At 69.3% G+C, this 24,820-nt stretch carries 26 protein-coding genes; 8 read left to right on the plus strand and 18 right to left on the minus strand.

The features are described from left to right. Positions 1–2: 2 nt before the first annotated feature. The 3 genes from AC1DW3_RS01515 to AC1DW3_RS01525 are packed head-to-tail and all read right to left on the minus strand — an operon-like array spanning position 3 to position 3,796. The gene (locus tag AC1DW3_RS01515) at positions 3–1,571 is read right to left on the minus strand and encodes a hypothetical protein (protein ID WP_477927990.1); all 1,569 of its coding nucleotides are present in this window, start codon (positions 1,569–1,571) and stop codon (positions 3–5) included. 4 nt (positions 1,572–1,575) lie between these two features. Continuing rightward, positions 1,576–3,288, minus strand: a complete 1,713-nt coding sequence (locus AC1DW3_RS01520) for an Hsp70 family protein (RefSeq protein WP_477927991.1) — start codon at positions 3,286–3,288, stop codon at positions 1,576–1,578. A gap of 52 nt (positions 3,289–3,340) precedes the next feature. Continuing rightward, the gene (locus AC1DW3_RS01525) at positions 3,341–3,796 is read right to left on the minus strand and encodes a YciI family protein (protein WP_477927993.1); all 456 of its coding nucleotides are present in this window, start codon (positions 3,794–3,796) and stop codon (positions 3,341–3,343) included. Between the two features lie 64 nt (positions 3,797–3,860). Here AC1DW3_RS01525 and AC1DW3_RS01530 point away from each other — a divergent pair, with 64 nt between their 5' ends. From AC1DW3_RS01530 to AC1DW3_RS01545, 4 genes are all read left to right on the plus strand, one after another. Further along, positions 3,861–4,313 (plus strand): VOC family protein, encoded by a 453-nt coding sequence (locus tag AC1DW3_RS01530; protein ID WP_477927995.1) that lies wholly within the window; start codon positions 3,861–3,863, stop codon positions 4,311–4,313. A 75-nt stretch (positions 4,314–4,388) separates the two neighbouring features. Further along, positions 4,389–4,787, plus strand: coding sequence for a BlaI/MecI/CopY family transcriptional regulator (locus tag AC1DW3_RS01535; RefSeq protein ID WP_477927997.1), 399 nt, complete (start codon positions 4,389–4,391; stop codon positions 4,785–4,787). Then, positions 4,784–7,054 carry a M56 family metallopeptidase gene (locus AC1DW3_RS01540; RefSeq protein ID WP_477927999.1) on the plus strand — a complete coding sequence of 757 codons (2,271 nt, stop codon included), beginning with the start codon at positions 4,784–4,786 and terminating at the stop codon, positions 7,052–7,054. The genes AC1DW3_RS01535 and AC1DW3_RS01540 overlap by 4 nt, the downstream gene beginning before the upstream one ends. 73 nt (positions 7,055–7,127) lie before the next feature. Continuing rightward, the gene (locus AC1DW3_RS01545; RefSeq protein ID WP_477928001.1) at positions 7,128–7,547 is read left to right on the plus strand and encodes a nuclear transport factor 2 family protein; all 420 of its coding nucleotides are present in this window, start codon (positions 7,128–7,130) and stop codon (positions 7,545–7,547) included. Here the strand turns inward: AC1DW3_RS01545 and AC1DW3_RS01550 are convergent. From AC1DW3_RS01550 to bioD, 6 genes are all read right to left on the minus strand, one after another. Further along, positions 7,544–8,671, minus strand: coding sequence for an HD-GYP domain-containing protein (locus AC1DW3_RS01550; protein ID WP_477928003.1), 1,128 nt, complete (start codon positions 8,669–8,671; stop codon positions 7,544–7,546). The two genes, AC1DW3_RS01545 and AC1DW3_RS01550, sit on opposite strands and share 4 nt — an antisense overlap. Before the next feature lie 212 nt (positions 8,672–8,883). Further along, positions 8,884–9,792 (minus strand): hydroxymethylglutaryl-CoA lyase, encoded by a 909-nt coding sequence (locus AC1DW3_RS01555; RefSeq protein ID WP_477928005.1) that lies wholly within the window; start codon positions 9,790–9,792, stop codon positions 8,884–8,886. A gap of 5 nt (positions 9,793–9,797) precedes the next feature. Further along, positions 9,798–11,780 (minus strand): acetyl/propionyl/methylcrotonyl-CoA carboxylase subunit alpha, encoded by a 1,983-nt coding sequence (locus tag AC1DW3_RS01560; RefSeq protein WP_477928007.1) that lies wholly within the window; start codon positions 11,778–11,780, stop codon positions 9,798–9,800. A gap of 85 nt (positions 11,781–11,865) precedes the next feature. After that, the gene (locus AC1DW3_RS01565; protein WP_477928009.1) at positions 11,866–12,072 is read right to left on the minus strand and encodes a hypothetical protein; all 207 of its coding nucleotides are present in this window, start codon (positions 12,070–12,072) and stop codon (positions 11,866–11,868) included. A 1-nt stretch (position 12,073) separates the two neighbouring features. Beyond that, a complete protein-coding gene (gene bioB / locus AC1DW3_RS01570; RefSeq protein WP_477928011.1) occupies positions 12,074–13,114 on the minus strand; it encodes a biotin synthase BioB in 1,041 nt (346 codons plus the stop codon). Continuing rightward, positions 13,111–13,788, minus strand: coding sequence for a dethiobiotin synthase (bioD, locus tag AC1DW3_RS01575; RefSeq protein ID WP_477928012.1), 678 nt, complete (start codon positions 13,786–13,788; stop codon positions 13,111–13,113). The genes bioB and bioD overlap by 4 nt, the downstream gene beginning before the upstream one ends. 110 nt (positions 13,789–13,898) lie before the next feature. Between bioD and AC1DW3_RS01580 the strand changes: the two genes are divergently transcribed. After that, on the plus strand, positions 13,899–14,474 hold the full coding sequence (locus AC1DW3_RS01580; protein WP_477928014.1) for a hypothetical protein: 576 nt from the start codon (positions 13,899–13,901) through the stop codon (positions 14,472–14,474). On the opposite strand, the gene bioF is transcribed toward AC1DW3_RS01580, so the two are convergent. Genes bioF through AC1DW3_RS01620 form a run of 8 tightly spaced genes read right to left on the minus strand, consistent with a single transcriptional unit; the run spans position 14,429 to position 21,574 of the window. Then, positions 14,429–15,691 (minus strand): 8-amino-7-oxononanoate synthase, encoded by a 1,263-nt coding sequence (gene bioF, locus AC1DW3_RS01585; RefSeq protein WP_477928016.1) that lies wholly within the window; start codon positions 15,689–15,691, stop codon positions 14,429–14,431. The genes AC1DW3_RS01580 and bioF overlap by 46 nt on opposite strands. Further along, positions 15,678–16,970: an adenosylmethionine--8-amino-7-oxononanoate transaminase gene (bioA, locus tag AC1DW3_RS01590; RefSeq protein WP_477928018.1), complete on the minus strand. Its 1,293-nt coding sequence runs from the start codon at positions 16,968–16,970 to the stop codon at positions 15,678–15,680. Before bioA ends, bioF begins: the two co-directional genes overlap by 14 nt. After that, positions 16,967–17,578: a DUF4126 domain-containing protein gene (locus AC1DW3_RS01595; RefSeq protein ID WP_477928019.1), complete on the minus strand. Its 612-nt coding sequence runs from the start codon at positions 17,576–17,578 to the stop codon at positions 16,967–16,969. The genes bioA and AC1DW3_RS01595 overlap by 4 nt, the downstream gene beginning before the upstream one ends. Beyond that, complete coding sequence (locus AC1DW3_RS01600) at positions 17,575–18,132, minus strand: hypothetical protein (protein ID WP_477928021.1); 558 nt, start codon at positions 18,130–18,132, stop codon at positions 17,575–17,577. Before AC1DW3_RS01600 ends, AC1DW3_RS01595 begins: the two co-directional genes overlap by 4 nt. A gap of 9 nt (positions 18,133–18,141) precedes the next feature. Continuing rightward, positions 18,142–18,927 carry an enoyl-CoA hydratase/isomerase family protein gene (locus tag AC1DW3_RS01605; protein ID WP_477928023.1) on the minus strand — a complete coding sequence of 262 codons (786 nt, stop codon included), beginning with the start codon at positions 18,925–18,927 and terminating at the stop codon, positions 18,142–18,144. Beyond that, positions 18,924–19,475 carry a GNAT family N-acetyltransferase gene (locus AC1DW3_RS01610; protein ID WP_477928025.1) on the minus strand — a complete coding sequence of 184 codons (552 nt, stop codon included), beginning with the start codon at positions 19,473–19,475 and terminating at the stop codon, positions 18,924–18,926. The genes AC1DW3_RS01605 and AC1DW3_RS01610 overlap by 4 nt, the downstream gene beginning before the upstream one ends. 3 nt (positions 19,476–19,478) lie before the next feature. Continuing rightward, complete coding sequence (locus tag AC1DW3_RS01615) at positions 19,479–19,961, minus strand: hypothetical protein (protein WP_477928027.1); 483 nt, start codon at positions 19,959–19,961, stop codon at positions 19,479–19,481. 5 nt (positions 19,962–19,966) lie between these two features. Then, a complete protein-coding gene (locus tag AC1DW3_RS01620) occupies positions 19,967–21,574 on the minus strand; it encodes a carboxyl transferase domain-containing protein (RefSeq protein WP_477928029.1) in 1,608 nt (535 codons plus the stop codon). Between the two features lie 161 nt (positions 21,575–21,735). Between AC1DW3_RS01620 and AC1DW3_RS01625 the strand changes: the two genes are divergently transcribed. Next, positions 21,736–22,431: a TetR/AcrR family transcriptional regulator gene (locus AC1DW3_RS01625; RefSeq protein ID WP_477928031.1), complete on the plus strand. Its 696-nt coding sequence runs from the start codon at positions 21,736–21,738 to the stop codon at positions 22,429–22,431. Here the strand turns inward: AC1DW3_RS01625 and AC1DW3_RS01630 are convergent. Beyond that, positions 22,428–22,709, minus strand: a complete 282-nt coding sequence (locus AC1DW3_RS01630; protein WP_477928033.1) for a hypothetical protein — start codon at positions 22,707–22,709, stop codon at positions 22,428–22,430. The two genes, AC1DW3_RS01625 and AC1DW3_RS01630, sit on opposite strands and share 4 nt — an antisense overlap. Before the next feature lie 104 nt (positions 22,710–22,813). Between AC1DW3_RS01630 and AC1DW3_RS01635 the strand changes: the two genes are divergently transcribed. Continuing rightward, positions 22,814–24,430, plus strand: a complete 1,617-nt coding sequence (locus AC1DW3_RS01635) for a FecR domain-containing protein (RefSeq protein WP_477928034.1) — start codon at positions 22,814–22,816, stop codon at positions 24,428–24,430. 10 nt (positions 24,431–24,440) lie between these two features. Next, on the plus strand, positions 24,441–24,820 hold a 380-nt coding region (locus tag AC1DW3_RS01640), incomplete at its 3' end, for a CHASE2 domain-containing protein (protein ID WP_477928036.1).

The raw sequence follows: 24,820 nt of genomic DNA on the forward strand, positions 1-24,820 counted from the left end.
GCTCAGCCCTGGCTCGCGCTGCGCGACAGCCAGCGCAGGACGGCTTCGTCGATGGCCGCCTGGGCCTTGACGAGCAGGAAGCTGGCGAAGCTCCAGCAGCCCCAGATGATCAGCGCGTGCCGCGGGCCATCCAGCGCAAAGCTGCTGAGAGCGACCGCCAGCGGGACCCAGCAGGCAAGCGAAGAGCCCCAGTGGTCGCTCACGGATAGGGCGTTGCCGATCGGACGGCCCACGGTCGCCACGGGGCCGACGATTGCGCTGGGCAAGCGCTCTTCGAAGGCCAGGCTGCTGACGCACGTCCACAAGCAGGCCAGCCCCGCCCAGGTGGCTGGCGCCAGCAACTGGCCGAACATGGCGTGGAAGACGAAGAGGGCGGCGATGAGCGAGGCGGCCAGCGCGCGGCTGCGGTCGGCGGTCAACGCCCACTGGCCCATGAGCAGGCCGGCCGCGGTGCACAGAAAGCCCCACGCGTCGCCGATGGGTGTTGGCCATTTGCCCGCGAACACGCCGAACAGCGCACCCGCTACGAACAGCCCCAGGCCGATCCAGGTGCGGTGGGCCGGCGCAAGAGTGGGCGGTGGCGCGTCCCCGCCAGCGCGGTCCAGCACCTTCAGGCCATCCCGCAGGCAGGCGCCCAGAATGGACGACACGCCCCGCCAGGCCATCACGCTCAGCGCGACGGCCACGGCTGCCATGCTGGCCGACTGCAGGTCTGAAGTGGCCACGAACAGCGCGGCGGTGATGAGCAGCAGCAGCGGCGCCCAGCGCAGAAGCAGACCGGTCAGCAGCAGGAAGTCCAGGCTCTTCTGGGACGTGGGCTGCAGACCGAGGCGCGTCAGCAGGTGCTCGCCCAGGCCGGCCTTGATGCGCGCGAGCGTCTGCGCGCTGGCGGCGCCGGCGAGCCATGCCTTCCAGCGGGTGCGGGGGTGGGCATTCAGTGTGTCGAGGCTGAACAGCGGCGCCGCCTGGCTGAGCAGCTCCGGGTCGTTCAGCAGGCGTGGCCTCACGTCATCCAGCAGCGCATGCAAGGCCTGCGCGAGTTCGGGACCGAGCTGCTGCTCACTGCGGTAGTCGTCGCGCCAGCCGAAATAGGTTTCCAAGTGCGCCAGCATTGCACCCGGCATGGCCGGGTGCCGCAGCGTCCAGTCCGCAAAAGCCTGCGACGCCGAGGCCGCGGCACTGAGCGGCAACGCCTCGAGTTGCTCGCGCAGATACGGCCAGTGGGCCACGAAGGCCTCGTGCCCGTGCTCGTTCCAGACGGTCTCGGCCTGCTCCACCAGCGTGACGGGGTCGGCACGGGGCGCGGTCAGCGCCAGGTCCTCGGACGGGGCTGGGGCGGGCGTTTCCAGGCGTTCCGTCGGGACTTCCGTGGGGGCTTCGGGAGCCGGCGCTTCTTCGCTGCTCCATTTCGCCCACTGCTGTACGCGCTCGTACGCCGAGCGCAAGGCCTGATAGGCCTCGGCATCGTCATCCGGCCGCGTGACGCGCAGCTTCAGCGCATAGGCCTTCTTGATCGCCGCGAGGTCTGTCGTCGGCTCCAGCTCCAGCAGGGCCCAGTCTTGCTCCTGCATCGCGTCAGAACCTGAAGGACGTGTCGATGCTGTCCAGCGCTTCCTTGAACTGCTGGCGCGCCGCACGGATGGCGCGCTGGTCCTGCGTCTGCAGCACCAGCTCGAACTGGGCCAGCCAGTCCTGCAGCATCACGCGGTCATTGCCCAGGCGATCCTCGAACAGGCGCTTGGCGCGTTCGATCTGGTAGCGGTTGTCCTGCTCGTCGCGCGGGTGGCGCTTCAGGGCCTGCAGGCGTTCGCGGGTCGCGGCGATCTCGGCGGGGCTCAGGCGGGCGCCCTGGCTTTCGATGACGAGTTCGTGGCGCTGGCCGCCGGGGAAATCGTGGGCCTCGACCTCGAGCAGGCCGTTGGCGTCATAGGTGAAGCGCACGTCCACGCCGCCTGCGCCGGCGGGTGCGGGCGCGATGGGGATCTCGAGCTTGCCCAGGGACAGGTTCTCGGACCCGACCGGCGACTCGCCCTGGCGCACGTCGACGAGGATCACCTGCTGCTGGTCGGCGAGGGTGCGGTATTGCTCGACGCGTGAGACCGGCACCGGCGTGTTGCGTTCGATGATGGGCGAGAAGCGGTCGTTGACCATGCGGCCGCCTATGGCGGTGGCCGCGATGATGCCCAGCGAGTAGGGCATCACATCGGTCAGCACGATGTCGTCCAGCGCCGCGTCACGCGCCTTCAGGCCGGCCTGCACGCCGGCGCCCATCGCAATGGCGAGGTCGGGGTCGAGGTTGCGCAGCGGCAGGCGCTGGAACAGGCGCGCGACGAGCTGGCGCACCATGGGCATGCGCGCCGCGCCGCCGACGAGGATGACCTCGGCCAGGCCGCCCGGGTCGAGTTGGGCATCGGCCAGCGCGCGTTCGATGGGGCGGCGCAGGCGCTGCAGCAGCTCCTGCGACGCGGCCTCGAAATCGGTGCGGCTCAAGGTGGCGCTCAGAGGGCGGTCGCGCCAGACGGTGCTGACCTCGGCGCTGTCCCGCTCGCCGAGGTCGCGCTTGGCCTGCTCGGCCAGGCGCCACCAGGTCTCGCTCTCGAACCAGGCCTGGCGCTCCTCGGTGCTCAGCGCGGCGCAGTGTCTGGCGAACAGCTGGGCGATGACGCGGCTGAAGTCTTCCCCGCCCAGGCGCGTGTCGCCGGCGCTGGCGCGCACTTCGACGACCCCTTCGAAATACTCCAGCACCGACACGTCGAAGGTGCCGCCGCCGAGGTCGAAGATCAGGAAGCTGCTGTGCTCGGGGCGTTCCTGCAGGCCATAGGCCAGGCCGGCGGCCGTGGGCTCGTTGAGCAGACGTTCGACCTTGAGCCCGGCGATCTCGCCCGCTGTGCGCGTGGCGCGGCGCTGGGCTTCGTTGAAATAGGCCGGCACGGTGATGACGGCCTCGGTGACCGGCTCGCCCAGGAAGGCTTCGGCATCGGCCTTCAGCGACTGCAGCACCAGCGCCGACAGCTCCTCGGCACGCAGTGATTTCTCGTGCCGGCCGGTGCGCAGCGTGATGCGCTTGTCACTGCCCATCCAGCGCTTGAAGGCGAGGGCAGTGGACTGGGCATGCAGGCCGGCGCGTTCGCGAGCGGCCAGGCCGACGAGGGTGTGGCCCTGCTCGTCCAGGCTGACGGCCGATGGCGTCAGATAGTCCCCGTGGGCATTGGGGATCAGCACCGGCGCGCCGTCGCGAAAAATGGCGGCCGCGCTGTGCGTGGTGCCCAGGTCGATGCCCAGGATCATTTTGTAAGCCTCCCGTGAATACGGGCGGCAGCTTAGCGGCTTATGGCCTGGCTCAGGGCTTGGGCTTGATCAGCTTGGTATGCCAGTCGTTGACCGCCATCAGCGCCGCCGAACCGAAGTGGCGGTGCACATCGGCCACCATCTCGCCATTGATGATGACGGGATCGGTGTCGACGGCCTTGCGGGCGACGTCGGGGTCCTTGGTGGCGAAGATGAACAAGCCGCGCAGCTCGTTCTGGCCATCCAGCGGGCCCGCATAGACGAGCAAGCCTTCCTTGGCCAGGCGCTGCATATTGGCGAAATGGCCCTTGAACATCGCGTCGCGCTCGGGGCCGTCGGGCATGCGCTTGGGGCCGGTCTTCAGCAGCACGAGGACATAGGGGCGCAGGCCCTGGTCGTTGGCGCCCCAGGCCTGGGCCTTGGCGGCGTCATAGGCGGGCGCGGCCTCCTGGGCGTGTGCGCTGAAGGCACAGAGCAGGGCGAGGGTGCAGGCGGCGATTCGTTTCATGGTGTGGCGACACGGCAGTCGGAATGCGAGGATTGAACCGCACCCAAGCTCCTGCGAGACCGCGATGAAACCCACCCCACCCGGCTGGCCGCGCCTGTCCTCGGCCATCTACTGCGAGAACGCGCGCGAAGCCATCGCCTGGTACCAGAAGGCCTTCGGCTTCGAGGTCGTCATCGTCGTGGACGACCCCGACGGCAGCGTCATGCACAGCGAGCTGCGCTACGGCGAGGCCATCCTGATGGTGGCGGAGGGCAGTGCCGAGCGCGAGGTGCGCTTCGGTGCGCCGCTGCGTTCGCCCAAGGCCGCTGGCGGCGCCAACACCCAGAGCCTGTTCCTCTATGTGGACGATGCGGATGCCCACTGCGCGCAGGCCCAGGCCGCCGGCGCCCGCGTGACCTATGAGCTGACCAACAACGACTACGGCCCTGAATACTGGACCGACCGCAGCTATGGCTGTATCGACCCCGACGGCCATCTGTGGTGGTTCAGCCAGCGCCTGCGCAACCCCGGGGCCTGACCCCTGCCGAAAGGCACTTGCCAGCCGACGATTGAATCTTCTACATTTGTAGTACGACAACTGTAGAAGAATGTCATGGACGAGGAAATCGGCGCGGGCGAGGTCTCGCTGAGTGATCTGCAACTGAGCCTCATGCGCGTGCTCTGGGCACGCGGCGAGGCCAGCACGGCGGAGGTGGCCGAGGCTCTGCGTGGCGAGCGCGACCTGGCGCACACGACGGTGGCGACCTTGCTGACCCGGCTCGAGAAGCGCGGCCTGCTGAGCAGCCGCCGTGAGGGCCGGGCGCTGCTCTACCAAGCGCTGGTGACCCAGGCTGATGTGCAGCGCTCCATGGTCGGCAGCCTGGTCGACAGCCTGTTCGCCGGCCGTGCCAGCGCCCTCGTCAGCCATCTGCTGGACGCCCGCGGCGTCGATGCCAAGGAGCTGGCCGAACTGCAGGCACTGCTGAAACAACGCAAGGGAGATGCGCGATGACCGATGTGCTGCTGACCTGGCTGTGCAGCTATCTGCTGCACAGCAGCCTGTTGATCGGCGCCTTGTGGGCCGCCGAGCGCGCGCAGCTGTTGGCCCGCCTGGCCACGTCCACGCAGGAGACGCTGTGGCGCCTGGCCCTGCTGGGTGGCCTGGTCAGCGCCAGCCTGCCGCTGCTGCCTGCGCTGCCGCAAGCCGCGCCGGCCGATGTCGCGCCAGCCACTTTCGTTGCGCATGAGCCCGCGCGTGATCGCGTGCAGACGCCGGCCGATGTCCAGTCGGTCGTCGTCGAAGCGCCGCTGGCGGCACGGCCCAGCGCCCAGCTCGGCGCCTTGCCGATCGCGACCCCGCTGGCGCCCAAGGCCCATGACGTCGCCGTCGGCTTCGTGGCGCTGTGGCTGGCCGGCGCCGTGCTGATGCTGTTGGGCCTCGCCCTGCAATGGGCCTGGCTGCGCCGCGCCGTGCGGCGCCTGCCCGCACTGGCCGATGTGCGTTGGCGTGCGCTGGCGGGCCGCCTCGCGGCCGACCTCGGCCTGCCCCTGCCGGCACTGCGCCATGCCCGCCCGGGCTGGGCCAGCCCCTTGCTGGCGCCAGGGCGCGTGCTCTGCCTGCCCGCTTGGTGTCTGGACCTGCCCGACGACGAAGCCCGCGCCGTGCTTGGCCACGAATTGGCCCATCTGCGCCGTGGCGACCCGGCCTGGCGCCTGCTGGCCGCCGTCATGAAGGCCTTGCTGTGGCCGCAGGCGCTGAACCGCGTCGCGCTGCAGCGCCTGGATCTGCTGGCCGAGCTGGCCTGCGACGCCGCCGCCGCGGCGCCCTCGGGCCAGCGCCTGGCGCTGGCGCAAAGCCTGCTGCGCTGCGCCGAGGCGCTGAAGGCCCAGGGCGGCCGGCACGGCCCGGCCCTGGCCTGTGGCGCCGCCAGTGCGGGCTCGCCATTGTTCGCCCGCGTGCGCCGCCTGCTGAAGGGCGATGACGAGACGCCTCGCGAGCGCCGCGGCCTGCGTTGGGGCCTGGTGGCCGTGATCCTGGCCGCCCTCGTCGCGATGCCGGCCGTCGTCGTCAGCCACACCGACGGGCGCAGTCTGCTGGACCGCTTCGACCTCGGTGGCCTGGGCGACAGCATGGCCTTCTCGGTACGCGGCACGCGCATCTACAGCCGCTATCCGGGCGGCAGCTTTGCGGTGACCTTGGATGGCAAGGCGGCCTTCAACGACGCCGAGGACGAGGTGCAGACGCTGACCGGCACGCTGACCGTCAAGGAGCGCGAGGGTGGGCTGACGCGCGAGATGGTGCTCAAGTCCATGGGCGAGGGCCGCATCGAGCGTGAGTACCGCGTCGGCGGCCACAGCCTGCCCATGGACGAGGCCGGCCGCCAGTGGTGGGCCAAGGCCGTGCAGCGCATGGCCGAGAGCCTGACCGACCCCCAGGTGAGGGCCCGCAAGCTGTTCGCCAAGGGCGGCATCGACGCCGTGATCGCCGACGTCGAGCGCGCCCAGGAGGACTTCCAGCGCCGTCGCCGCATCGAGGCCGCGCTCGGGCTCGGCGCGCCGATGCCCGCGGCGACCCTGGACCGTCTCATCGCCGCATCCGCGGGCCTGCAGGGCGCCTTCGAGCGTCGCGAGGCCCTCAGCGCCATCGCCCGCCAGCCGCTGGCCGAGCCGCAGCAACTGAGCTGGCTGGCCGCCGCGGCCGGCATCGACGGCGACTTCGAGCGCCGCGAGGCGCTGGGCGCGCTGGCCCCCAGGCTGCTCGACAGCCCTGCCGTGCTGGCCGCCTGGACCGCGGCGCTGGACCGTATCGGTGGCGACTTCGAATTGCGCTCGGCCATCGACAAGCAGGTGTCCGTCACGCCCCAGCCCGCCGTACTCGCCGCTGCCGTGCAGGCCGCGACGCGCATCCAGGGCGACTTCGAGAAGCGCGAGGCCCTGGGCGCCGTCGCACAACGCATGCAGGGCGATGAGACCGAACTGGTCGATGCCTATGCCCGCGCCGCCGGCGGCATCTCAGGTGGCTTCGAACGGCGCGAGGCCCTGAACCGCCTGCTGGACCGGCCCAAGCTGGGCCCCGCGGGCCTGGAGCGCGTTCTCACCAGCGCCGAGAGCATGGAGGGCGGCTTCGAGCGCCTGCAGGTGCTGCTGCGCGTGGCGGAGAAGCTCGGCCAGGCCAAACCGGTCGACGCCAGCCTCGTCGAGCGCCTGCGCCGCGCCGGCCGCGGCTTGGGTGATCATGAGCGGGGGCAGATCGAGAATGCCTTGGACAAGCTCGGCTAGCCGGAAGTCACTTCCGCGCAGCCCTGCTTGCTGCGATGCTGCGCGCCGTTCGCCATCCCGGACGGAGCCCATCTTGCAAAGACGCATCTTCATGAGCAGCGCGGCCCTGGCCGCGGCTGCCACGGCGGCGAGTGCCGCCGAACCTGAGGCCGCCGCCATCGAGGCCTGCGCGCGCGACTACATCGAGGGCTGGTATGCCGGCGACGCGGCACGCATGGAGCGCTCACTGCATCCTGAGCTGGCCAAGCGCATCGTCAAGCGCCTGCCCGACGGCCGCGGCGAGCTGCAGAACATGGGCGCGATGACGCTGGTGCAGTACACGCGCAGCCACAAGCCCGAAACCGGCAAGCGCGCCGACGTGAAGATCCTCGACGTCTTCGGCCGCACCGCCAGCGTGCGCGTCGATGCCGAGGCCTGGATCGACTACATGCACATGGCCCAGGTTGAGGGCCGCTGGCGCATCGTCAATGTCTTGTGGGAGCTGAGGGCTTAGTCAGGCACGGCCTGGATCAACTTCTCCAGGCCGACACGTACTTTCAACCCTGCTAGCGGCACCACGGCCGCGATGCCGAACTCCGGTTTGGCCGTGTCGCGTTTGGCCGGTTCGATGCGCAGATTGCCCTGGCGGTCCGTCAGCACGGCCACGAGAGGCGTGCTGGCGCTTTCGCCGCGCTTCATCACCATGCCCACTTCGCCGGACTTCAAGCGCACCGTGCAGCCCGGCGGGTAGAGGCCGAACTCCTTGATGAGGGCGGCGGTCAGCGGATCGCCCTTGGCGCATTGGTATTGCAGCCGCGCCGCGGCATCGGCCAGCAGGGGCGGGCGTTTCAGGCGCGGGCTGAGCTTGGCGGTGAAGCAGTCGGCGCTGTGCACCAGCTGCGCCACCGCGTTGACCTGGGCCGGACGATGCGGATAGCCCGTGCCGTCGTGCTCTTCATGGTGCTGGCGCACCGCCTCCAGCCAGTCGGTGTCCGTCACGCCGGCCATCTCCAGCATGGCCGCGCTGCGCTCGGGGTGGGACTCGATCTCGGCGCGCTGCAGCGGCGTGACCGGCGACACCTGGGTCACCAGCTTGTTCTGCAGCTCCGCCATGGCGATGTTCATCGTCAGCGCGGTGCGCAGCACGCATTGCTTCTGCGCTGTCGACCAGCCCAGCCGGCTCGCCGCCAGGCAGGCGGCGGTGGCCGTGTGCACGGCATGCCGGCTGGCATAGGCGGTCGGGCCGCCTTCGACGGCCTCGGCCCGCACCGCCTGCAGGATGGCCAGGTCGGGGTCGCGCTCGATGAGGGCCATCAAGGGACGGGAGGCCTGGTCGAGTGACTGCGTGAAGTCGCTCGTCGGGCTGGCGCGCAGCAGCCGCCCGACCTCGCCCATGCTTTCGTCCCAATACGCCGGCAGCTGGTCGCGCCGCGCGTTGGCGATCCGGCGCGCCGTATCGTCGAATTCGCGCACGTCCACCGTCGCTTCGCGTTCGATCAGCTTCTCGAGCTGATCGACGCTCTCGAATTGATGGCCGCGTGCCAGCAGCAGGCGCCCGCTGCCGTCGAAGATGCCGAACGGCGTGGGCTTGCCCGCATGAAAGCGGGTCTTGTGCAGACTCAGAGGCTGAAAGTTCATGGCCTACCGTGAGTGGCCCGCATCGTCTCCAATGCGCCCCGGCCAACCCAACGTCCTTGTATTTATGACGGGGGCGATTACAGCCGGGGTCGGTCGCCGGTGGGTAAGTTTTCCGTAAGGCGGACCGTGACAACCGACACGGGAGCGCCGGTGTAAACGAACGTCACGGGCCGCCAGGCCCGTTGCCATCGGGGTGAAAGCCTGTTTCAGTTTTACCCGGCGCGCTTGGCGAGCACCGCCCGCGCCACGCGCGACACCGGCGGGCGGCCCAGCACGTTCGAGATGAAGGCGCCTGCATCGACGAGCCGGTCGAGGTCGATGCCGGTTTCAATGCCGAGGCCGTTCAGCATGAAGACGACGTCCTCCGTCGCGACATTGCCCGTCGCCCCCTTGGCATAGGGGCAGCCGCCCAGGCCGGCCACGCTGGCGTGGAAGCTGTACAGGCCCAGCTCCATGCTGGCGTAGATATTGGTCAGCGCCTGGCCGTAGGTGTCGTGGAAATGGCCCGACACCTCGGCCAGCGGGAAGTGCTTCAACGCCCTCTCCATCGCCGCCTGCACCTTGCGCGGCGTGCCGACGCCGATGGTGTCGGCGATGTCGATGGCGTCCACGCCCAGCTCGCGCAGCGGCTTCACGACGGCCTCGACCTGGTCGGCGGTGATCTCGCCCTCATAAGGGCAGCCGAGCGAGCAGGACAGCGCCGCGCGCACCTTGATGCCGGCTGCATGCGCGCCTTCAATCACTGGCGCGAAGCGCTCCAGGCTCTCGGCGATGGAGCAATTGATGTTCTTCTGCGTGAAGGCCTCGCTGGCCGCCGTGAAGACGAGGATCTCGTCGGGCTGGGTCGCCAGCGCCGGCTCCAGGCCCTTGAGGTTGGGCACCAGCACCGAATAGCGCACCCCGGCGCGGCGGGCTATGGCCGCCATCACGGCCGTGTTGTCACCCATCTGCGGCACCCACTTCGGGCTGACGAAGCTGGTGACCTCGATCTCCTTGAGCCCGGCGTCCTGCAGCATCGAGACCAGCTTGGCCTTGTGCTCGGTGGAGACGTTCTCCTTCTCGTTCTGCAGCCCGTCGCGCGGGCCGACGTCGAGGATCTTGACGTGCGAGGGCAGGGCCATGGTCTTCAAGCCTCCAGCTTCAGCAGCTCGGCGCCATCACCCACTTGGTCGCCCACGGCGAACAGCAGCTCCGCCACCTTGCCGTCGCGCGGTGACGAGATGGTGTGCTCCATCTTCATCGCCTCCATGACGGCCAGGGGCTGGCCCTTGGTGACGGTGTCGCCGGCCTTGGCGAGGAAGGCCACCAGCTTGCCGGGCATGGGCGCGGTCAGTCGGCCGCCTTCGCTGGGCGAGTCGCCGGCGTGGGCGATAACGTCCACTTCGGTCAGCACGGCTGAGCCATTCGCCGCGAACACGGCGACGCGCTCACCCTGGGCATAGGTCTTCACAGCGACACGCTCCGTGCCGAGGAAGAGTTCATGCGTCTCGGCGTCGGCCGACTGCACGGCGAACTCGATGGCTTCGCCCTCCACCGTCAGCGTCATGCCGCCGCGATGATGGCGCGACAGCAGCACCTCGTGATGGCTGCCGCCGGTCTCGAGGTCGAAGCGGCGCGTGGCCGAGCCGAACATGCGCCAGCCGTCGCGGGCGCTCCAGGGGTCGCGGCCCTGGGTCGCGCCTTCGACCGCCAGCGTGTGGGCGACGACGGCAGCCGCGCTGACGCGCAGCGCCAGGCCGGGCTGGTCGAACAGCACCGCCTTCTCGCGTTCGATCAGGCCGGTGTCCAGGTCGGCGTTCGAGAACGACGCGGTGGCGGCGCAGCGGCGCAGGAAGGCGACATTGGTCTGCAGGCCGACGATATGGGTGTCGCGCAGCGCCAGGTCCAGGCGGGCCAACGCCTGGGCGCGGTCCTCGCCCCAGACGATGAGCTTGGCGATCATCGAGTCGTAGTAGGGGCTGATGGCATCGCCCTCGCGCACGCCGGCGTCGATGCGGACATTGCCGCGCTGGAAGGCCACATGGGCCGGCCAGCGGGCCACGTCCAGCGAGCCGGTGGCGGGCAGGAAGCCGCCGTCGGGGTTCTCGGCGCAGATGCGGGCCTCGATGGCATGGCCATGCATGCGCAGCTCCGATTGCTTGAGCGGCAGCGGCTCGCCCGAGGCCACGCGCAATTGCCACTCCACCAGGTCCTGGCCCGTGATGGCCTCGGTGACCGGGTGTTCGACCTGCAGCCGCGTGTTCATCTCCATGAAATAGAAGCGGCCATCCTGCTCGGCGATGAACTCGACCGTGCCGGCACCGACATAGCCGACCGCCTTGGCGGCCGCGACGGCGGCCTCGCCCATCTGGGCGCGGCGCTCGGGCGTCATGCCGGGGGCCGGGGCTTCTTCCAGCACCTTCTGGTGGCGGCGCTGCACGGAGCAGTCGCGCTCGAACAGGTAGACGCAGTCGCCCTGCGAATCACCGAAGACCTGGATCTCGATGTGGCGGGGCTTCTGCACATAGCGCTCGATCAGCACCGCGTCGTCGCCGAAGCTGTTGATGGCCTCGCGCTTGCAGGAAGCGAGGGACGCGTCGAATTCGTCCGCGTTGTAGACGGCACGCATGCCCTTGCCGCCGCCGCCGGCGCTGGCCTTGATCAGCACCGGGTAGCCGATGCGGTCGGCTTCACGCTTGAGCAGGGCGGGGTCCTGGTCGGCGCCGTGATAGCCCGGCACCAGCGGCACATTCGCCGCTTCCATCAGGCGCTTGGATTCGGCCTTCAGGCCCATCGCGAGGATGGCGCTCGGCGGCGGACCGATGAAGACCAGGCCAGCGTCGGCGCAGGCTTGCGCGAACGCTTCGTTCTCACTCAAGAAGCCATAGCCGGGATGGACGGCCTGCGCGCCGGTGGCCTTGGCGGCCTCGAGGATGCGCTGCCACTGCAGATAGGAGTCGCGCGGCGCCGGACCGCCGATGTGAACGGCTTCGTCGCAGGCGCTGACGTGCTGCGCGTCGCGATCGGCGTCGGAGTAGACGGCAACGGTCTGGATACCGAGGCGGCGTGCGGTGGCCGCAACGCGGCAGGCGATTTCACCTCGGTTGGCGATCAGGATCTTCTTGAACATTTCTTCTTGTCTCCGGTCTCGTGAACCTTCTACACGGTGTTCAGGCGGTGCCAGGGTCGCTGGCGGTGATGAGGCGGGCAGGGTCTCAGCCAGGCTGGCCTTGCTGCATGCGCTTGCGCCGCGCCTCGTAGTCGTCATAGACCGGCGCGTTGCGCTTTTCGCAGGCGCGGCGGTCCTGGGCGTTGCTGCCGTTGCTGGCGCACTGGGTCTGCGCGATGTCCTGCACCTGGTCGTAGACGAAGGCGCAGCCGGACAGGGCCAGCGTGGCGATGAGCAGCAGAACGGTCTTCATGTCAGTGCGTGCAGACCTGCACCTTGGCGGCAGCGTCGGACGGCGTCAGCTCGGCCTCGGTCGAGCAGCGCATGCCCAGGCGCGCCAGCAGCTCGCGGTCCTTCTCGGCCTGCGGGTTGCTCGTCGTCAGCAGCTTGTCGCCATAGAACATCGAGTTGGCACCGGCGAGGAAACAGAGAGCCTGCATCGTCTCCGGCATCTCCTCGCGGCCGGCGGACAGGCGCACCATGGCGCGCGGCATGGTGATGCGGGCGACGGCGATGGTGCGGATGAATTCCAGCGGGTCCAGCGGCGCGGTGCCGGCCAGCGGCGTGCCTTCGACCTGCACGAGGTTGTTGATGGGCACGCTCTCGGGGTAGGGGTCGAGGTTGGCGAGCTGGGCGATCAGGCCGGCGCGCTGGCGGCGCGTCTCGCCCATGCCGACGATGCCGCCCGAGCAGACCTTGAGCCCCTGCTGGCGAACGCGCTCCAGCGTGTCCAGGCGGTCCTGGTAGGTGCGCGTCGTGATGATTTGGCCGTAGAACTCGGGCGCGGTGTCGAGGTTGTGGTTGTAGTAGTCGAGGCCGGCAGTTTTCAGCTGTTCGGCCTGGCCGTCTTCCAGCATGCCGGCCGTCAGGCAGGTCTCCAGGCCCAGGGCCTTGACCTCGGCAATCATCTCGCCGATGGCCTCCAGGTGGCGCGGCTTCGGCGAGCGCCAGGCAGCGCCCATGCAGAAGCGCGTCGCGCCGTTCTGCTTGGCGGCGCGGGCGGCTTCCATGACCTCCTGAAGCGGGATCAGCTTCTCGGCCTTGAGCCCGGTGTCGAAATGGGCCGACTGCGGGCAGTAGGCGCAGTCTTCCTCGCAGCCGCCGGTCTTGATGGACAGCAGCGTGGACAGCTGCACGGCATTCGCATCGAAATGCTCGCGGTGCACCTGCTGGGCGCGGAACAGCAGGTCGTTGAAGGGCAGCTCGAACAGCGCGGCGATCTCGGCCACGGTCCAGGGCTTGGCCTGGCGGCGGTCAGCGTCGGTGGTCGGGGTGAGGGTCTGGATCTGGTTCATGCGGAGATCAGTGCAGAGATGTCGAGACTGGCAGGGGCTGCCAGCGGGTCGGAAAGTCGGGGCAGATGGCCAAGGCAGGGCGCCTTCAGGCCGGCTTGCAGGGCCGCCAGATTGTCGGCGACATGGGGTTGCTGCGGGTCTACCGTGTTGGCGACCCAGGCGGCCAGCGTCAGGCCGCGGGCGCGGATGGCTTCAGCCGTCAGCAGCGCATGGTTGATGCAACCCAGGCGCAGGCCGACGACGAGGATGACGGGCAGGCCCAGGTCGACGGCGAGGTCGGCGGTGTCCCAGCTGTCGGTCAGCGGCACGCGAAAGCCGCCGACGCCTTCAACGAGGGCGATGTCGGCTTTCCCCGCGGTTGTGCGGATGGCCGTCAACAAGGCGTCGCGGTCGATCACGCCGCCCTCGAGCCTGGCGGCGATGTGCGGCGCGCAGGGTTCGCGGAACTGCAGCGGACCGACTTCGGTGTCGCTCAGGCCCAGGTTCTGCGCCGCGAGCAGCGTGGCGACGTCCTCGTTGACCCAGCGGCCGTCGACGAGTTCCTGGCCAGCCGCCAGCGACTTGATGGGCGCGACGCGCAGGCCACGCGCCGACAGCGCGCGGGTCAGCGCGGCGGTGACGAAGGTCTTGCCGATCTCGGTGTCGGTGCCGGTGATGAAGTAGGCGCGGCTCATGTCAGCGGGATGGGGAACTTATTGGGCCCTGGCGGCCACACAAGCGCAGGTGGCCGTGGCGGTTGTGCCGTCGGCCGAACCAGCGGCTGCAATCAGCAACAGGAGTCAGCATGGGCATTTTCGACAAGGGCGCGACGCTCGTTTCCGTCTGGCAGAAGATCAAGGTGGACGCCGAGAAGGCCCGTGGTGGCAAGAAGCCCGGCGGCAAGATGGGCTTCGAGCCCCTCATCAAAAGCCTTGAAGCCGCGATGAAGAGCAAGACGCCCGAACTGGGCAAGATCAAGGCCGGCATCGCGGCGCTGCGCATCGACCTCAACAAGTACAAGGCCACGCTGGACCCGGTCGCAGAGAAAGGCTTCATCGCCGGCATCACGGCCTTCGTGAAACTCGTCACCGACCTGGAACAGGGTGCCGAGGGCGCGATCAAGCTGGGCGCCGGTGACCCGGCGATGGTGGCCAAGCTGACCGATTTCGCGCGCATCAACGCGATCATGAAGGGCTTCACCGACGAACTCGACGTCGCCCTGAAGGAATTGGCCAAGCTGACCAAGGGCGACATCAAGGTCGGCAAGGACGACCTCAAGCCCATCCAGGCTGCGTACATGAAGGCCAAGCGGGCCATGGATGGCGCGATCAAGACTCAACCTGCATACGAGAAGGCCTTCGCCAAGCTTTCGTCCATGTGAGCGTCCTGCCGTGCGTCGCCAGTGAGGGCGGCGCGCTCCAGCGCTTGCAGCAGCGCGTCCACGTCGACTGCGCTGTGCGTCGCGCACAGCGTGATGCGCAGGCGCGCCGTGCCCGCCGCGACCGTGGGCGGGCGGATGCCGGGCACACGCAGGCCGGCGGCCTCCAGCTCCGCAGCCAGCGCCATGACCTCGGCATTGCCGCCGACGATGAGGGGCTGGATGGGCGTTGCCGCGTCAGTGAGTGACCAGCCCAGGCGCGGATGGCGGGCTATCAGCGCGATCAGGCCTGTTCGCAGCTGGGCTTGCAGCGCGACGAGGTTGGCGCGGCGCGTGGCGCCGAGCGGGCCTTCGATCAGCTCGAAGCTGGTCAGCAGCGCGTGCTCGATGGCCGGCGGCGAGGCGGTCGAGAAGATGAAGTTGCGCGCGGCCTGCAGCAGGTAGTCGACGATGGTGGCGTGGGCCGCCACAAAGGCGCCCGCGAGGCCGGCGGCCTTGCCCAGCGTGCCGACCAGGATGAGGCGCTCGCTGTGCAGGCCGAAGTGCTCGAGCGAGCCGCGGCCCTTGTCGCCCAGCACGCCGAAGCCGTGGGCGTCGTCGACGATGAGCCAGGCGTCGAATTCGTTCGCGAGAGCGAGCAGCTCGGGCAGCGGCGCCAGGTCGCCGTCCATGCTGAAGACGGCGTCGGTGACGATGAGCCTCACCTGGGCCGTGCTGGCCGCCAGCAAGGCGCGCAGGCCGGCCACGTCGGCATGGCCATAGCGCGTCACCTTGGCCTTGGCCAGGCGGGCCGCGTCGATCAGCGAGGCGTGGTTGAGCTGCTCCGAGAAGATCTCGGTGTGCTCATCGCCCAGGGCGGTGACGACGGCGAGATTCGCCATATAGCCGGTGCAGAAACCGATGGCGCGGGCCTGCGGGATGTGCGGCGCGTACCAACGCGCCAGCGTCTCGCTGACGGCCTCGTGTGCGGCGCTGTGGCCGCTGACGAGGGGCGAGGCGCCGGAGCCGCCGCCCCACAGGCGGGCGCCTTCAGAGATGGCGTCGGCAATCGCAGGCTCCGCAGCCAGGCCCAGGTAGTCGTTGGAGCAGAACATCAGCAGCTCGCGGCCGTTGATGCTTTGGCGGGGCGCGGTGCCGTTGTCGGCGGTACGCAGTTTGCGCGTCAGGCTCTGCGCCGAGATGGTGGCGAGCTTGGCGCTCAGATGATCAAGCAAGGACATCGTTCAAGGTCGCCGTCACGGCCTGGGCCAGGAAGGCCGCGGTCGCGTCGTCGATCAAATAAGGGGGCATCAGGTAGACGGTGCCGCCGATCGGTCGGATCAGCAGTTCGTGTGCGCGCGCCGCGAGGTGGAAGCGCTCGGCGAAGCGCGGTGGCGCCTCTTGCACATCGAAGGCCAGGATCATGCCGCGTTGGCGCAGATGCTTCACACGCGGGGTGGATTGAGCCAGAGGCGCAAAGGCGCGGGTCAGGCGTTCGGCCTGGGCGCGGTTGGCGTCGAGCTGGCCGGCGTCGAAGCGGTCCAGCACCGCATTGGCGGCCGCACAGGCCAGCGGGTTGCCGGTGTAGGAGTGCGAATGCAGGAAGCCGCGCGTGACGTCCTCGCTCCAGAAGGCGGCGAACACGTCGTCCGTCGTCAGCACGAGGGACAGCGGCATGGTCCCGCCGGTGATGCCCTTGGACAGCAGCATGAAGTCAGGCCAATCGGCGCCGGTTTGTTCCCACGCGAAGAAAGTGCCCGTGCGGCCACAACCGACGGCGATCTCGTCGGCGATCAGGTGCACGCCGAACTCGCGCGTCAACTCGCGCAGGCCCTTCAGATAGGCCGGCGAGTACATGACCATGCCGGCCGCGCCCTGGATCAGCGGCTCGACGATGACGCAGGCTATTGAGGCGTGCCGTTCGGCCAGCAGCGCGCGCATCGCGGCCAGCGCCTCGGCCTCGTTGCCCAGGCGCGCGTCGGGTGACGCGACGATGTGGGCGCGCATCAGCAGCGCGTCGTAGGCGTCGCGGAAGACCTGCACGTCGGTCACGCTCAAGGCGCCCAGCGTCTCGCCGTGATAGCTGTTCTTCAGGCAGACGAACTCGCGCTTGGTCGTCAGGCCGCGGTTCTTCCACGAATGGAAGCTCTGCTTCAGCGCGATCTCGACGGCGCTGGCGCCATCGCTGCCGAAGAACACATGCCCGAGCGCGCCGCCGGTGCGCGCCGACAGCCGCTCGGCCAGCCGCACGGCGGGCTCGTGCGTGCAGCCGGCCAGCATCACATGGGGCAGGGTGTCGAGCTGGGCCTTGATGGCATCGTGCAGGGCCTTGTCGCTGTGGCCGAAGAGGTTGACCCACCAGGAGGAATTCGCATCGAAATAGCGCCGGCCGTCGGTATCGAACAGCCAGGGGCCGTCGCCACGCGCGATGGGCAGGGGCGGTACGTCGACGAGACGCGCCATCTGCGTGCAGGGGTGCCAGACGGCGGCGCGGCTGCGGATGGCGAGGGAGGAGGTCATGCGGGAGACAGTTGGCGCACGCGTTGAATCAGAGCGCGCAGGAATTTGAAGCACAGCCAGATCAGTGCGCCCATGACGATGAGCGCCAGGGCCAGCAGCGGGAAAAAGACGAAGGGATGGGCCACCGCGAGCCAAAGCATCGCGGGCACGGCCACATCGCCCAGCAGCGACAGGCCGATGTTGGAGAAGGGCTCGGGTGAGGTGTTGGCCGCCGCGCGCGTGCTGGCCTTGGCGGTGTGTGCCGTGGCCGCGAGGCCGCCGCCCAGCAGCGCCGCGACGATGCCCCAGGCCTGGCCATGGTCGCCCGCCCAACCGCTGACGAGGCCGGCCACCAGCGCCGCGCCGGCGGGAATGCGGATCAGGGTGTGCAATGCATCCCAGGCGCTGTCGACAAGAGGAATCTTGTCGGCCAGGAATTCGATGAAGGCCAGCACCGCGGCGGCGCCCATCACCAGCGGCGAGGCCAGCACTAGCAGGCTCGGCGGCAGCGCGATCCAGCCCCAATGCCCGGCGATGCCGACGAGCAGCACCGTCAGATACAGGCGCAGCCCGCTGGCCCAACCGAGTGCGGCGGCCAGGGCGAGCAGCTGGAGGGCGTCGAGCTTCATGCGCTCAAGCCGAGTCTGCTGCGCGATCTCGCGATGGCCTCAGCGTTGAAGGTGCCCGACAGGGCCGCGCGCAGGGCGTCCTTGCTTTGTGATCGAAGCGGAGACTCCGGCGAGTCCAGAAGCTGGTGCGCCGGGCGCATCGATGCAAACCATGGTTCGGCCTGCAGGTGAATGACCTCGGTCATGAGTGCCGCGCACGCGGCGATGGATTCGGCGTCCTGACCGTATTCGAATCGGGCCGTGTAGCGCGAAGCGGCAGCGTCCAGGCAACCGTCTATTTGCGGACCGTTCAGGTGCATGCCGTCTTTTTTCGTGTCGTTCAACACGCGAATTCCGAGGTGCATGCGAAACATCGGCCCGAAGGTGTACTTGTGGATATGGACAAACTCCACAACCAGTTCGCCAGGGCGCGTAAAGAAGGACGGCTTGGTTCGCGTGAAGGCGAGCGGCGCCAGGCCTTTGGCTAGCAGACGAAGCACCTTCTGCGCGTCCAGGCTTTCGCGCTTTTTTTCAAGGCTTCTCGGCTCTGCCGGCGCTGACGAAACTGCGTTCATCAAGGGGTCTCAGCCTGCCAGCCAACTCGGCTTGGCCTTGTTGAGGAAGCTCTGCACCCCTTCACGCCCTTCGGCGCTGGCGCGGATGTCGGCGATGCGGCGCGCGGTCATGTCGCGCAGCGCGGGTGTGATCTCGCGGCTGGCCACGTCCTTGACGAGTTGCTTGCAGGCGCGCGCGGCGGCGGGGCCGTTGGCGGCGACGGCGGCGACGAGTTCATCGACCTTGCTGTCCAGCGCATCGGCCGCGACGACCTCGTGCACGAGGCCCAGCGTCTTGGCCTCGGCGGCAGCAAAGCGCTCGGCCGTCACGAAATAGCGCCGCGACGCCTGCTCGCCCAGGGCCTTGACGACATAGGGGCCGATGGTGGCCGGCAGCAGGCCCAGCTTGGCCTCGCTGAGGCAGAAGCCCGCGGCATCCACCGCGACGACGATGTCGGCGCAGGCCACCAGGCCCACGCCACCGGCATAGACGTCGCCCTGCACGCGCGCAATCACCGGCACCGGGCAGGAATAGATCGCCCAAAGCATCTCGGCCAGCTTGGTGGCGTCGGCATGGTTCTCGTCCCAGGAGTAGCCGGCCATGGCCTTCATCCAGTTCAGGTCGGCACCGGCGCAGAAGGCCTTGCCCTCGGCGGCCAGCACGATGGCGCGCAGGTCGTCGCGCCGGCCCAGTTCGGTGAAGGCCTCGGTCAGCTCCTTGATCAACACCTCGTTGAAGGCGTTACGGACTTCGGGGCGGTTCAGCGTGACGCGGGCGACATGGCCCGCGGTCGTGACGGTCAGGCAGCTGCTCATGGGGAGGTCGGCTCGGGTTGGGCCGCGGCCAGCGGCTTGCACATCAGCACGGAACGGTAGGTCTTGCCCTGCCACTGCACGGCGCCGACCTCGGCATAGCCGCGGCGGGCATAGCGGGCGCGCAGGGCGAGGGCGGGCTCGGCCGTATCCAGCGCGATCTGTTGGTGGCCCTCGGCCTGGGCCCAGGCTTCGGCTGCCGCAATGAGTTGCTCGGCCAGGCCTTGGCCACGGCAATCGGGGTGGACCGCCAGCTGCGACAAGATGGCGGTGCCGGGCCGGGTGTACAGCGGCGGGGGCGGGTCGGCGATATAGGCCTCATCGGCAGGCTTGGGGCCGCGCACGGCAACGGTGCCCACGAGCCGGCCGCCCAGCTCGGCGACAAAGCCCTGGGCGCCGGCCAGACGGTCTCGCGTGACTTCCACGCTCTGATCCACCGCGGTGAAGTTCCAGCCCTGGGCGGCCAGGCTGGCGTAGGACGCATGCAGCAGATGGGTCAGCGTCTGCAGGCAGTCGGCGGCGGACAGGGGGCGGATGCTGATGTCAGGCATGGCTCATGGGGTTGCTGTCTGGGCGGTGCCAAGGCGCACGAGATTGGCTTTCAGCAGCACATGCGACTTGATGGTGCCGGCGCGGCACTCGACGTGGTTCGGATCGTCCAAGCTGCGGCCCTGGTAGTGGGAGACGATGCCGACGATGCCGTTGGCGCCGGCCTTGCGGGCGGCGAGCGCGAGCTTGTTCAGCGCATCGAGCAGCGCGCGATCGCAGACCTCGGCGTCGGTCGGCTTGCGGTAGCCGATGTCCTGGGTCGAGCCAATGCCGTGCACTTCGACGCCCGCGGTGAGGGCTGTGCCCTCGCCCGCTGTCGAGGCACCGAAGGCGACATGCAGATCGCCCATCAGGGCGCGCCCATCCGCGTTCAGCACCGGCGCGATGGGATGGATGATGGCGTCGTTGCGGGCCATGGCGGGCTGGCCGAGCCCCAGCGCAGCGGCTGCCAGCACAGGGGCCAGGCGAGACCAGGAAGGCAGATGCATCGCCATCACATCCGGAACACGCCGAACCTGGTCTCGGGAATCGGTGCGTTCAGCGACGCCGACAGCCCCAGCGCCAGCACGCGGCGCGTGTCGGCCGGGTCGATGACGCCGTCGTCCCACAGGCGTGCCGACGCGTAGTAAGGATGGCCCTGGTCCTCGTACTGCTGGCGCAGCGGTGCCTTGAAGGCTTCTTCCTCGTCGGCGCTCCAGGCGCCGCCCTTGGCCTCGATGGCATCGCGGCGGATGGTCGACAACACGCTGGCGGCCTGCTCGCCGCCCATCACCGAGATGCGCGCGTTCGGCCACATCCACAGGAAGCGCGGGCTGTAGGCGCGGCCGCACATGCCGTAGTTGCCGGCGCCGAAGCTGCCACCAATGATGACGGTGAACTTGGGCACCTGGGCGCAGGCCACGGCCGTCACCATCTTGGCGCCGGCGCGGGCGATGCCGTCGTTCTCGTATTTGCGGCCGACCATGAAGCCGGTGATGTTCTGCAGGAAGACCAGCGGGATCTTGCGCTGGCAGCACAGCTCGATGAAGTGGGCGCCCTTGTTGGCGCTCTCGGCGAACAGGATGCCGTTGTTGGCGACGATGCCGACCGGCATGCCCTCGATGTGGGCGAAGCCGCAGACCAGCGTGGCGCCGTAGCGGGCCTTGAATTCGTCGAACTCCGAGCCGTCGACGATGCGGGCAATGATCTCGCGGATGTCGAAGGGCTTGCGCGTGTCGGTGGGGATGACGCCGTGCAGTTCGGCCGGGTCGTGGGCGGGAGCCTTGGGCTCCTGCATCGCCAGCGGATTCGCCTTCGACCAGTTCAGCCGCGCGACCGACTGGCGCGCAATGGCCAGCGCATGCGTGTCGTTGTTGGCGAGGTGGTCGGCCACGCCCGACAGGCGGGTGTGCACATCACCGCCGCCCAGGTCCTCGGCCGTGACGACCTCGCCGGTGGCGGCCTTCACCAGCGGCGGGCCGCCCAGGAAGATGGTGCCCTGGTTCTTGACGATGATGGTCTCGTCGCTCATCGCCGGCACATAGGCGCCGCCGGCCGTGCAGGAGCCCATCACGACGGCGATCTGCGGGATGCCTTCGGCGCTCAGATTGGCCTGGTTGAAGAAGATGCGGCCGAAGTGGTCGCGGTCGGGGAAGACCTCGTCCTGGTTGGGCAGGTTGGCGCCGCCGCTGTCCACCAGGTAGATGCAGGGCAGGCGGTTCTGCTGGGCGATCTCCTGGGCGCGCAGATGCTTCTTGACGGTGATGGGGTAGTAGGTGCCGCCCTTCACGGTCGCGTCGTTGCAGACGATGACGCAGTCGACGCCCGACACGCGGCCGATGCCGGCGATGACGCCGCCGCCCGGCGCGGCGTTGTCATACAGGTTCAGGCCGGCCAGCGGCGCCAGCTCCAGGAAGGGCGTGCCCGGGTCCAGCAGCATCTCGACGCGGTCGCGCGGCAGCAGCTTGCCGCGCGCGGTGTGCTTGGCGCGCGCGGCGTCGCCACCGCCCAGCGCGATCTGCGCCAGCTTGGCGTTCAGGTCGTCGAGGTGGCCGCGCATGGCCTCGGCATTGGCCTTGAAGTCGGCCGAGCGGGGGTTGAGCTGGGTGTTCAAAACCGGCATGGTGTCTCCCGGCGAGCGCTGCCGAATCCAGGATTAAGCAAGGCTCAACTTAGTGTGAGCGGCCTTGTGAGCCGCGTAAGGTCCGCCAGAATAATCCAGGGTGAACACGGATGCAATGCCGACTTGAGTATTACTCAAGAATTGCGCAGAATGCGGCCTCGATGACGACCGCCGCCACCGCAGTGCCTCAGCGCAGATCCCCCGCCGGCCCCAAGGCCGAGCAGCGCGTGCGCGACATCCTGCGCGTCGGCCGCGAGGTGTTTGCCGAGCGCGGCTACGAGCGCGCCACGACGACCGAGATCGCCCAGCGCCTGGCCATCTCGGAAGCCACCGTCTTCACCTATTTCCGCGGCAAGCGCGAGCTCTGCATGCGCGTCATCCAGGACTGGTATGACGAGATCATCGACGCTATTCGAGCCGGCCTGCCGCGTGAGGCTTCGGTGCGCGAGCAGCTCGAGTTCGTCGTGCTGACGCATCTGCGCCTCTTCCTGATCCAGGGCACGGGGCTGTGTGCGCTGGTGCTGTCGGAGGGGCGCACCAAGGGCCAGGATCTGGGCGAAGGCTTTGTCGAGCTGCAGCGCCGCTACACCGCGCCGCTGATGGACCTGCTGTCCCGCGGCCAGGAGGCCGGCGAGGTCAGGCGCGACATCCCGCTGCGCCTGCTGCGCTCCCTCGTCTTCGGGCCGATGGAGCACATGCTGTGGGAGGTGGTCATCACCGGCCGCCAGATCGATGTGGAGATGAGCGCCCGCGACCTCGTCGCCCTGCTGTGGCCGGCCCTGCAGGCGCCGGACCAGGAACTGCAGAAGCTGCGTCGGCTGCGTGGCCAGCTGCAAGAGGCGCTGGGCCAGGTCTAACGGGTCCAGGCCTGCACAAGCACTGTCTCGCAGACCTTGAACAACAGCCAGGCCGCCATCGCCGCCAGGGTCGAGCCCAGCAGCTCCAGCAACTGCCGCAGGCCGCCGTCCTGCAGCCCTTGCCAGCCGTACTCCGACAGCAGGGCCGCGTTGGCGCTCACCAGCCGCACCAGGTCCAGCGTCAGCAGCCCGAAGGCGATGAAGCTCAGCACCATGATGCTGAAGCAGGCGATCCGGTGGCGGCGCAGCCAGCCGACGAAGCCCGAAATCGTGAGCATTGCGCGTACTCCTCCTGTGTTCGGCATTCTCAGTCATCGCTAGGATCCAAGCTCCTGCGAGGGAAGGGGAGGCGCCGATGAGTGCAATGAGAATCTGGCTCGCCATGAGTCTGCTGCTTGCCTGTGCCTGGGCGAGGGCGCAGACCGACGCGGTCGATGCGGACTGGCGCTACCGCATCCAGCCGGGTGACACCCTGATCACGCTGACCGATGCCTGGCTGGCGCCGCCCAAGACCTGGCGCGACCTGCAAAAGCTCAACCGCGTGCCTGACCCGCTGCGCCTCATGCCCGGCTCGACGCTGCGCATGCCCGTGGCATGGCTAAAGCGCGAGGCCAGCGTCGCCGAGGCCGTGTTCGCGCGCGGCCAGGTCACGCGCCAGCGCGGCAGCGCCAGCGAGGCACTGCTGGCGGGCGCCACGCTGCAGAGCGGTGACCGGATCAGGACCGGTGCCCAGTCCAGCGCCAGCCTGCGCTTCGCCGACGGCTCGCGGCTGCTGATTCCGCCGGAAAGCGACATCACGCTGGAACAGCTGCTGGTGCTCGGCCGCGGCGCCATCCCCGCCGTGCGCATCGGCGTGCAGCAGGGCGGCGCGGACAGCCGCGTCGCGCCCAACGCCCAGCGCGTGCCCCTTTACGAAGTGCGCACACCCCACGTGAACCTGGGCGTGCGCGGCACCGAGTTCCGCGTGCAGACGGCCGCTGGCGCCAGCCGCATGCAGGTGCTGTCCGGCGYCGTGCACGCCGATGGCCTCGGCCCCGACGTGGCCAGCGGCCAGGGCCTGTTGGCCGAAGGTGCGGCACGCTCGGTCGCGCCGCTGCTGCCGGCGCCCGACCTGGGCGGCCTGACCCCCGTGGCGGAAAGGCTGCCCCTGCATCTGGCCTGGGTCGGCGGCCCGGCAGGCGCCGCCACCTGGCGCGCCCAGCTCTTTGTGCAGGGCGACTTCGATCGCCTGCTGCTGGATGGCAAGTTCGGCGAACCGGCGGCGACCTGGCCCGAGGCCCGCGAACTGGCCGACGGCGACTACACGCTGCGCGTGCGTGCCATCGACGCGCGCGGCCAGGAGGGCGCCGCGGCTGACGTGAACATCCGCCTGCAGGCGCGGCCCGAGCCGCCCTTCATCCAGGCGCCGCCGCCCAACGCCGTGGTCTACAGCGGCAGCGGCAGCAGCAATGGCACTGTCATCGTGGTCTGGGCGCGCAACACCGCGGCGCCTCGCGTGCGACTGCAGGTGGCGCGTGACGCCGCGTTCCGCGACGTCGTGCTCGACACGCCGCCGCTGGACGACAACGGCAATCAGCTCGACCTGCCCTACGGCGAATACCACTGGCGCATCGCGGCGGTGGAGGCAGGGGGGCGCGTCGGGCCCTTCAGCGACGCGCAGCGCTTCTTCCTCGTGCCGCCGCCGCCCGCGCCGCCGCCGGCCGAGCCCGAGGTCAGTGGCGACGAGCTCAAGCTGCGCTGGCGCGCCGACGCCGGCGTCGCGCGCTATGAGCTGGAGTGGAGCAAGAACGAGGCCTTCGACGGGGCCGACGTGCAGCGCTTCGCGACCGACAAGGCCGAGGTCACGCTGCCCAAGCCCTCGCCGGGCAAATACTTCCTGCGCGCCCGGGCCTTCAACGCCACCGGCGCGGCCAGCCCCTGGGGCCAGACGCAGATGATCGAGCAGGCCTATCCGCGCTGGCTCTGGTTGCTGCCGCTGCTGCTGGTGCCGTTGCTGTGAAACCGCTGCCTTGAAACGCTGGCCCTGGCTCGCCCTGCCCGCAGCCCTGCTGCTCTGGGCATTGCTGAGCCTGACCGGCGCCCAGCCGCGCATCGACCGCGCCATCGGCGACCTGCTGGTGCGCGCCGCGGCGCCGCCTGCGGCTGCACCCACCAGCGTCGTGGTCGACATCGACGACGCGTCCTTGCGCGCGCTGCGCGAGCCGCTGGGCGAGTGGCCGTACTCGCGCGAGGTTCATGCGCTGATGCTGGACTACCTCGGCCAGGCCGGCGCCCGCCTCGTCGTCATCGACATCGTCTTCTCCGGACCGCGCGAGGGCGATGCGCGGCTGGCATCGGCGCTGGCCTCCGGCCCGCCGACGGTGCTGGCCGCGGCGGGGCTGCGCCAGCG

It is taken from the genome of Roseateles sp. P2_H4 (genome assembly GCF_056403315.1).

Coding starts and splice junctions, on each gene's coding strand:
- bioD (WP_477928012.1), bottom strand. CDS start 13,788: ATGAGCCGCGCCTACTTCATCACCGGCACCGACACCGAGATCGGCAAG.
- AC1DW3_RS01620 (WP_477928029.1), bottom strand. CDS start 21,574: ATGCCGGTTTTGAACACCCAGCTCAACCCCCGCTCGGCCGACTTCAAG.
- AC1DW3_RS01630 (WP_477928033.1), bottom strand. CDS start 22,709: ATGCTCACGATTTCGGGCTTCGTCGGCTGGCTGCGCCGCCACCGGATC.
- AC1DW3_RS01555 (WP_477928005.1), bottom strand. CDS start 9,792: ATGGCCCTGCCCTCGCACGTCAAGATCCTCGACGTCGGCCCGCGCGAC.
- AC1DW3_RS01615 (WP_477928027.1), bottom strand. CDS start 19,961: ATGCATCTGCCTTCCTGGTCTCGCCTGGCCCCTGTGCTGGCAGCCGCT.
- AC1DW3_RS01565 (WP_477928009.1), bottom strand. CDS start 12,072: ATGAAGACCGTTCTGCTGCTCATCGCCACGCTGGCCCTGTCCGGCTGC.
- AC1DW3_RS01580 (WP_477928014.1), top strand. CDS start 13,899: ATGGGCATTTTCGACAAGGGCGCGACGCTCGTTTCCGTCTGGCAGAAG.
- bioF (WP_477928016.1), bottom strand. CDS start 15,691: ATGTCCTTGCTTGATCATCTGAGCGCCAAGCTCGCCACCATCTCGGCG.
- AC1DW3_RS01600 (WP_477928021.1), bottom strand. CDS start 18,132: ATGAACGCAGTTTCGTCAGCGCCGGCAGAGCCGAGAAGCCTTGAAAAA.
- AC1DW3_RS01550 (WP_477928003.1), bottom strand. CDS start 8,671: ATGAACTTTCAGCCTCTGAGTCTGCACAAGACCCGCTTTCATGCGGGC.
- AC1DW3_RS01525 (WP_477927993.1), bottom strand. CDS start 3,796: ATGAAACGAATCGCCGCCTGCACCCTCGCCCTGCTCTGTGCCTTCAGC.
- bioB (WP_477928011.1), bottom strand. CDS start 13,114: ATGAACCAGATCCAGACCCTCACCCCGACCACCGACGCTGACCGCCGC.
- AC1DW3_RS01540 (WP_477927999.1), top strand. CDS start 4,784: ATGACCGATGTGCTGCTGACCTGGCTGTGCAGCTATCTGCTGCACAGC.
- AC1DW3_RS01625 (WP_477928031.1), top strand. CDS start 21,736: ATGACGACCGCCGCCACCGCAGTGCCTCAGCGCAGATCCCCCGCCGGC.
- AC1DW3_RS01610 (WP_477928025.1), bottom strand. CDS start 19,475: ATGCCTGACATCAGCATCCGCCCCCTGTCCGCCGCCGACTGCCTGCAG.
- AC1DW3_RS01520 (WP_477927991.1), bottom strand. CDS start 3,288: ATGATCCTGGGCATCGACCTGGGCACCACGCACAGCGCGGCCGCCATT.
- AC1DW3_RS01560 (WP_477928007.1), bottom strand. CDS start 11,780: ATGTTCAAGAAGATCCTGATCGCCAACCGAGGTGAAATCGCCTGCCGC.
- AC1DW3_RS01605 (WP_477928023.1), bottom strand. CDS start 18,927: ATGAGCAGCTGCCTGACCGTCACGACCGCGGGCCATGTCGCCCGCGTC.
- AC1DW3_RS01595 (WP_477928019.1), bottom strand. CDS start 17,578: ATGAAGCTCGACGCCCTCCAGCTGCTCGCCCTGGCCGCCGCACTCGGT.
- AC1DW3_RS01535 (WP_477927997.1), top strand. CDS start 4,389: ATGGACGAGGAAATCGGCGCGGGCGAGGTCTCGCTGAGTGATCTGCAA.
- bioA (WP_477928018.1), bottom strand. CDS start 16,970: ATGACCTCCTCCCTCGCCATCCGCAGCCGCGCCGCCGTCTGGCACCCC.
- AC1DW3_RS01530 (WP_477927995.1), top strand. CDS start 3,861: ATGAAACCCACCCCACCCGGCTGGCCGCGCCTGTCCTCGGCCATCTAC.
- AC1DW3_RS01515 (WP_477927990.1), bottom strand. CDS start 1,571: ATGCAGGAGCAAGACTGGGCCCTGCTGGAGCTGGAGCCGACGACAGAC.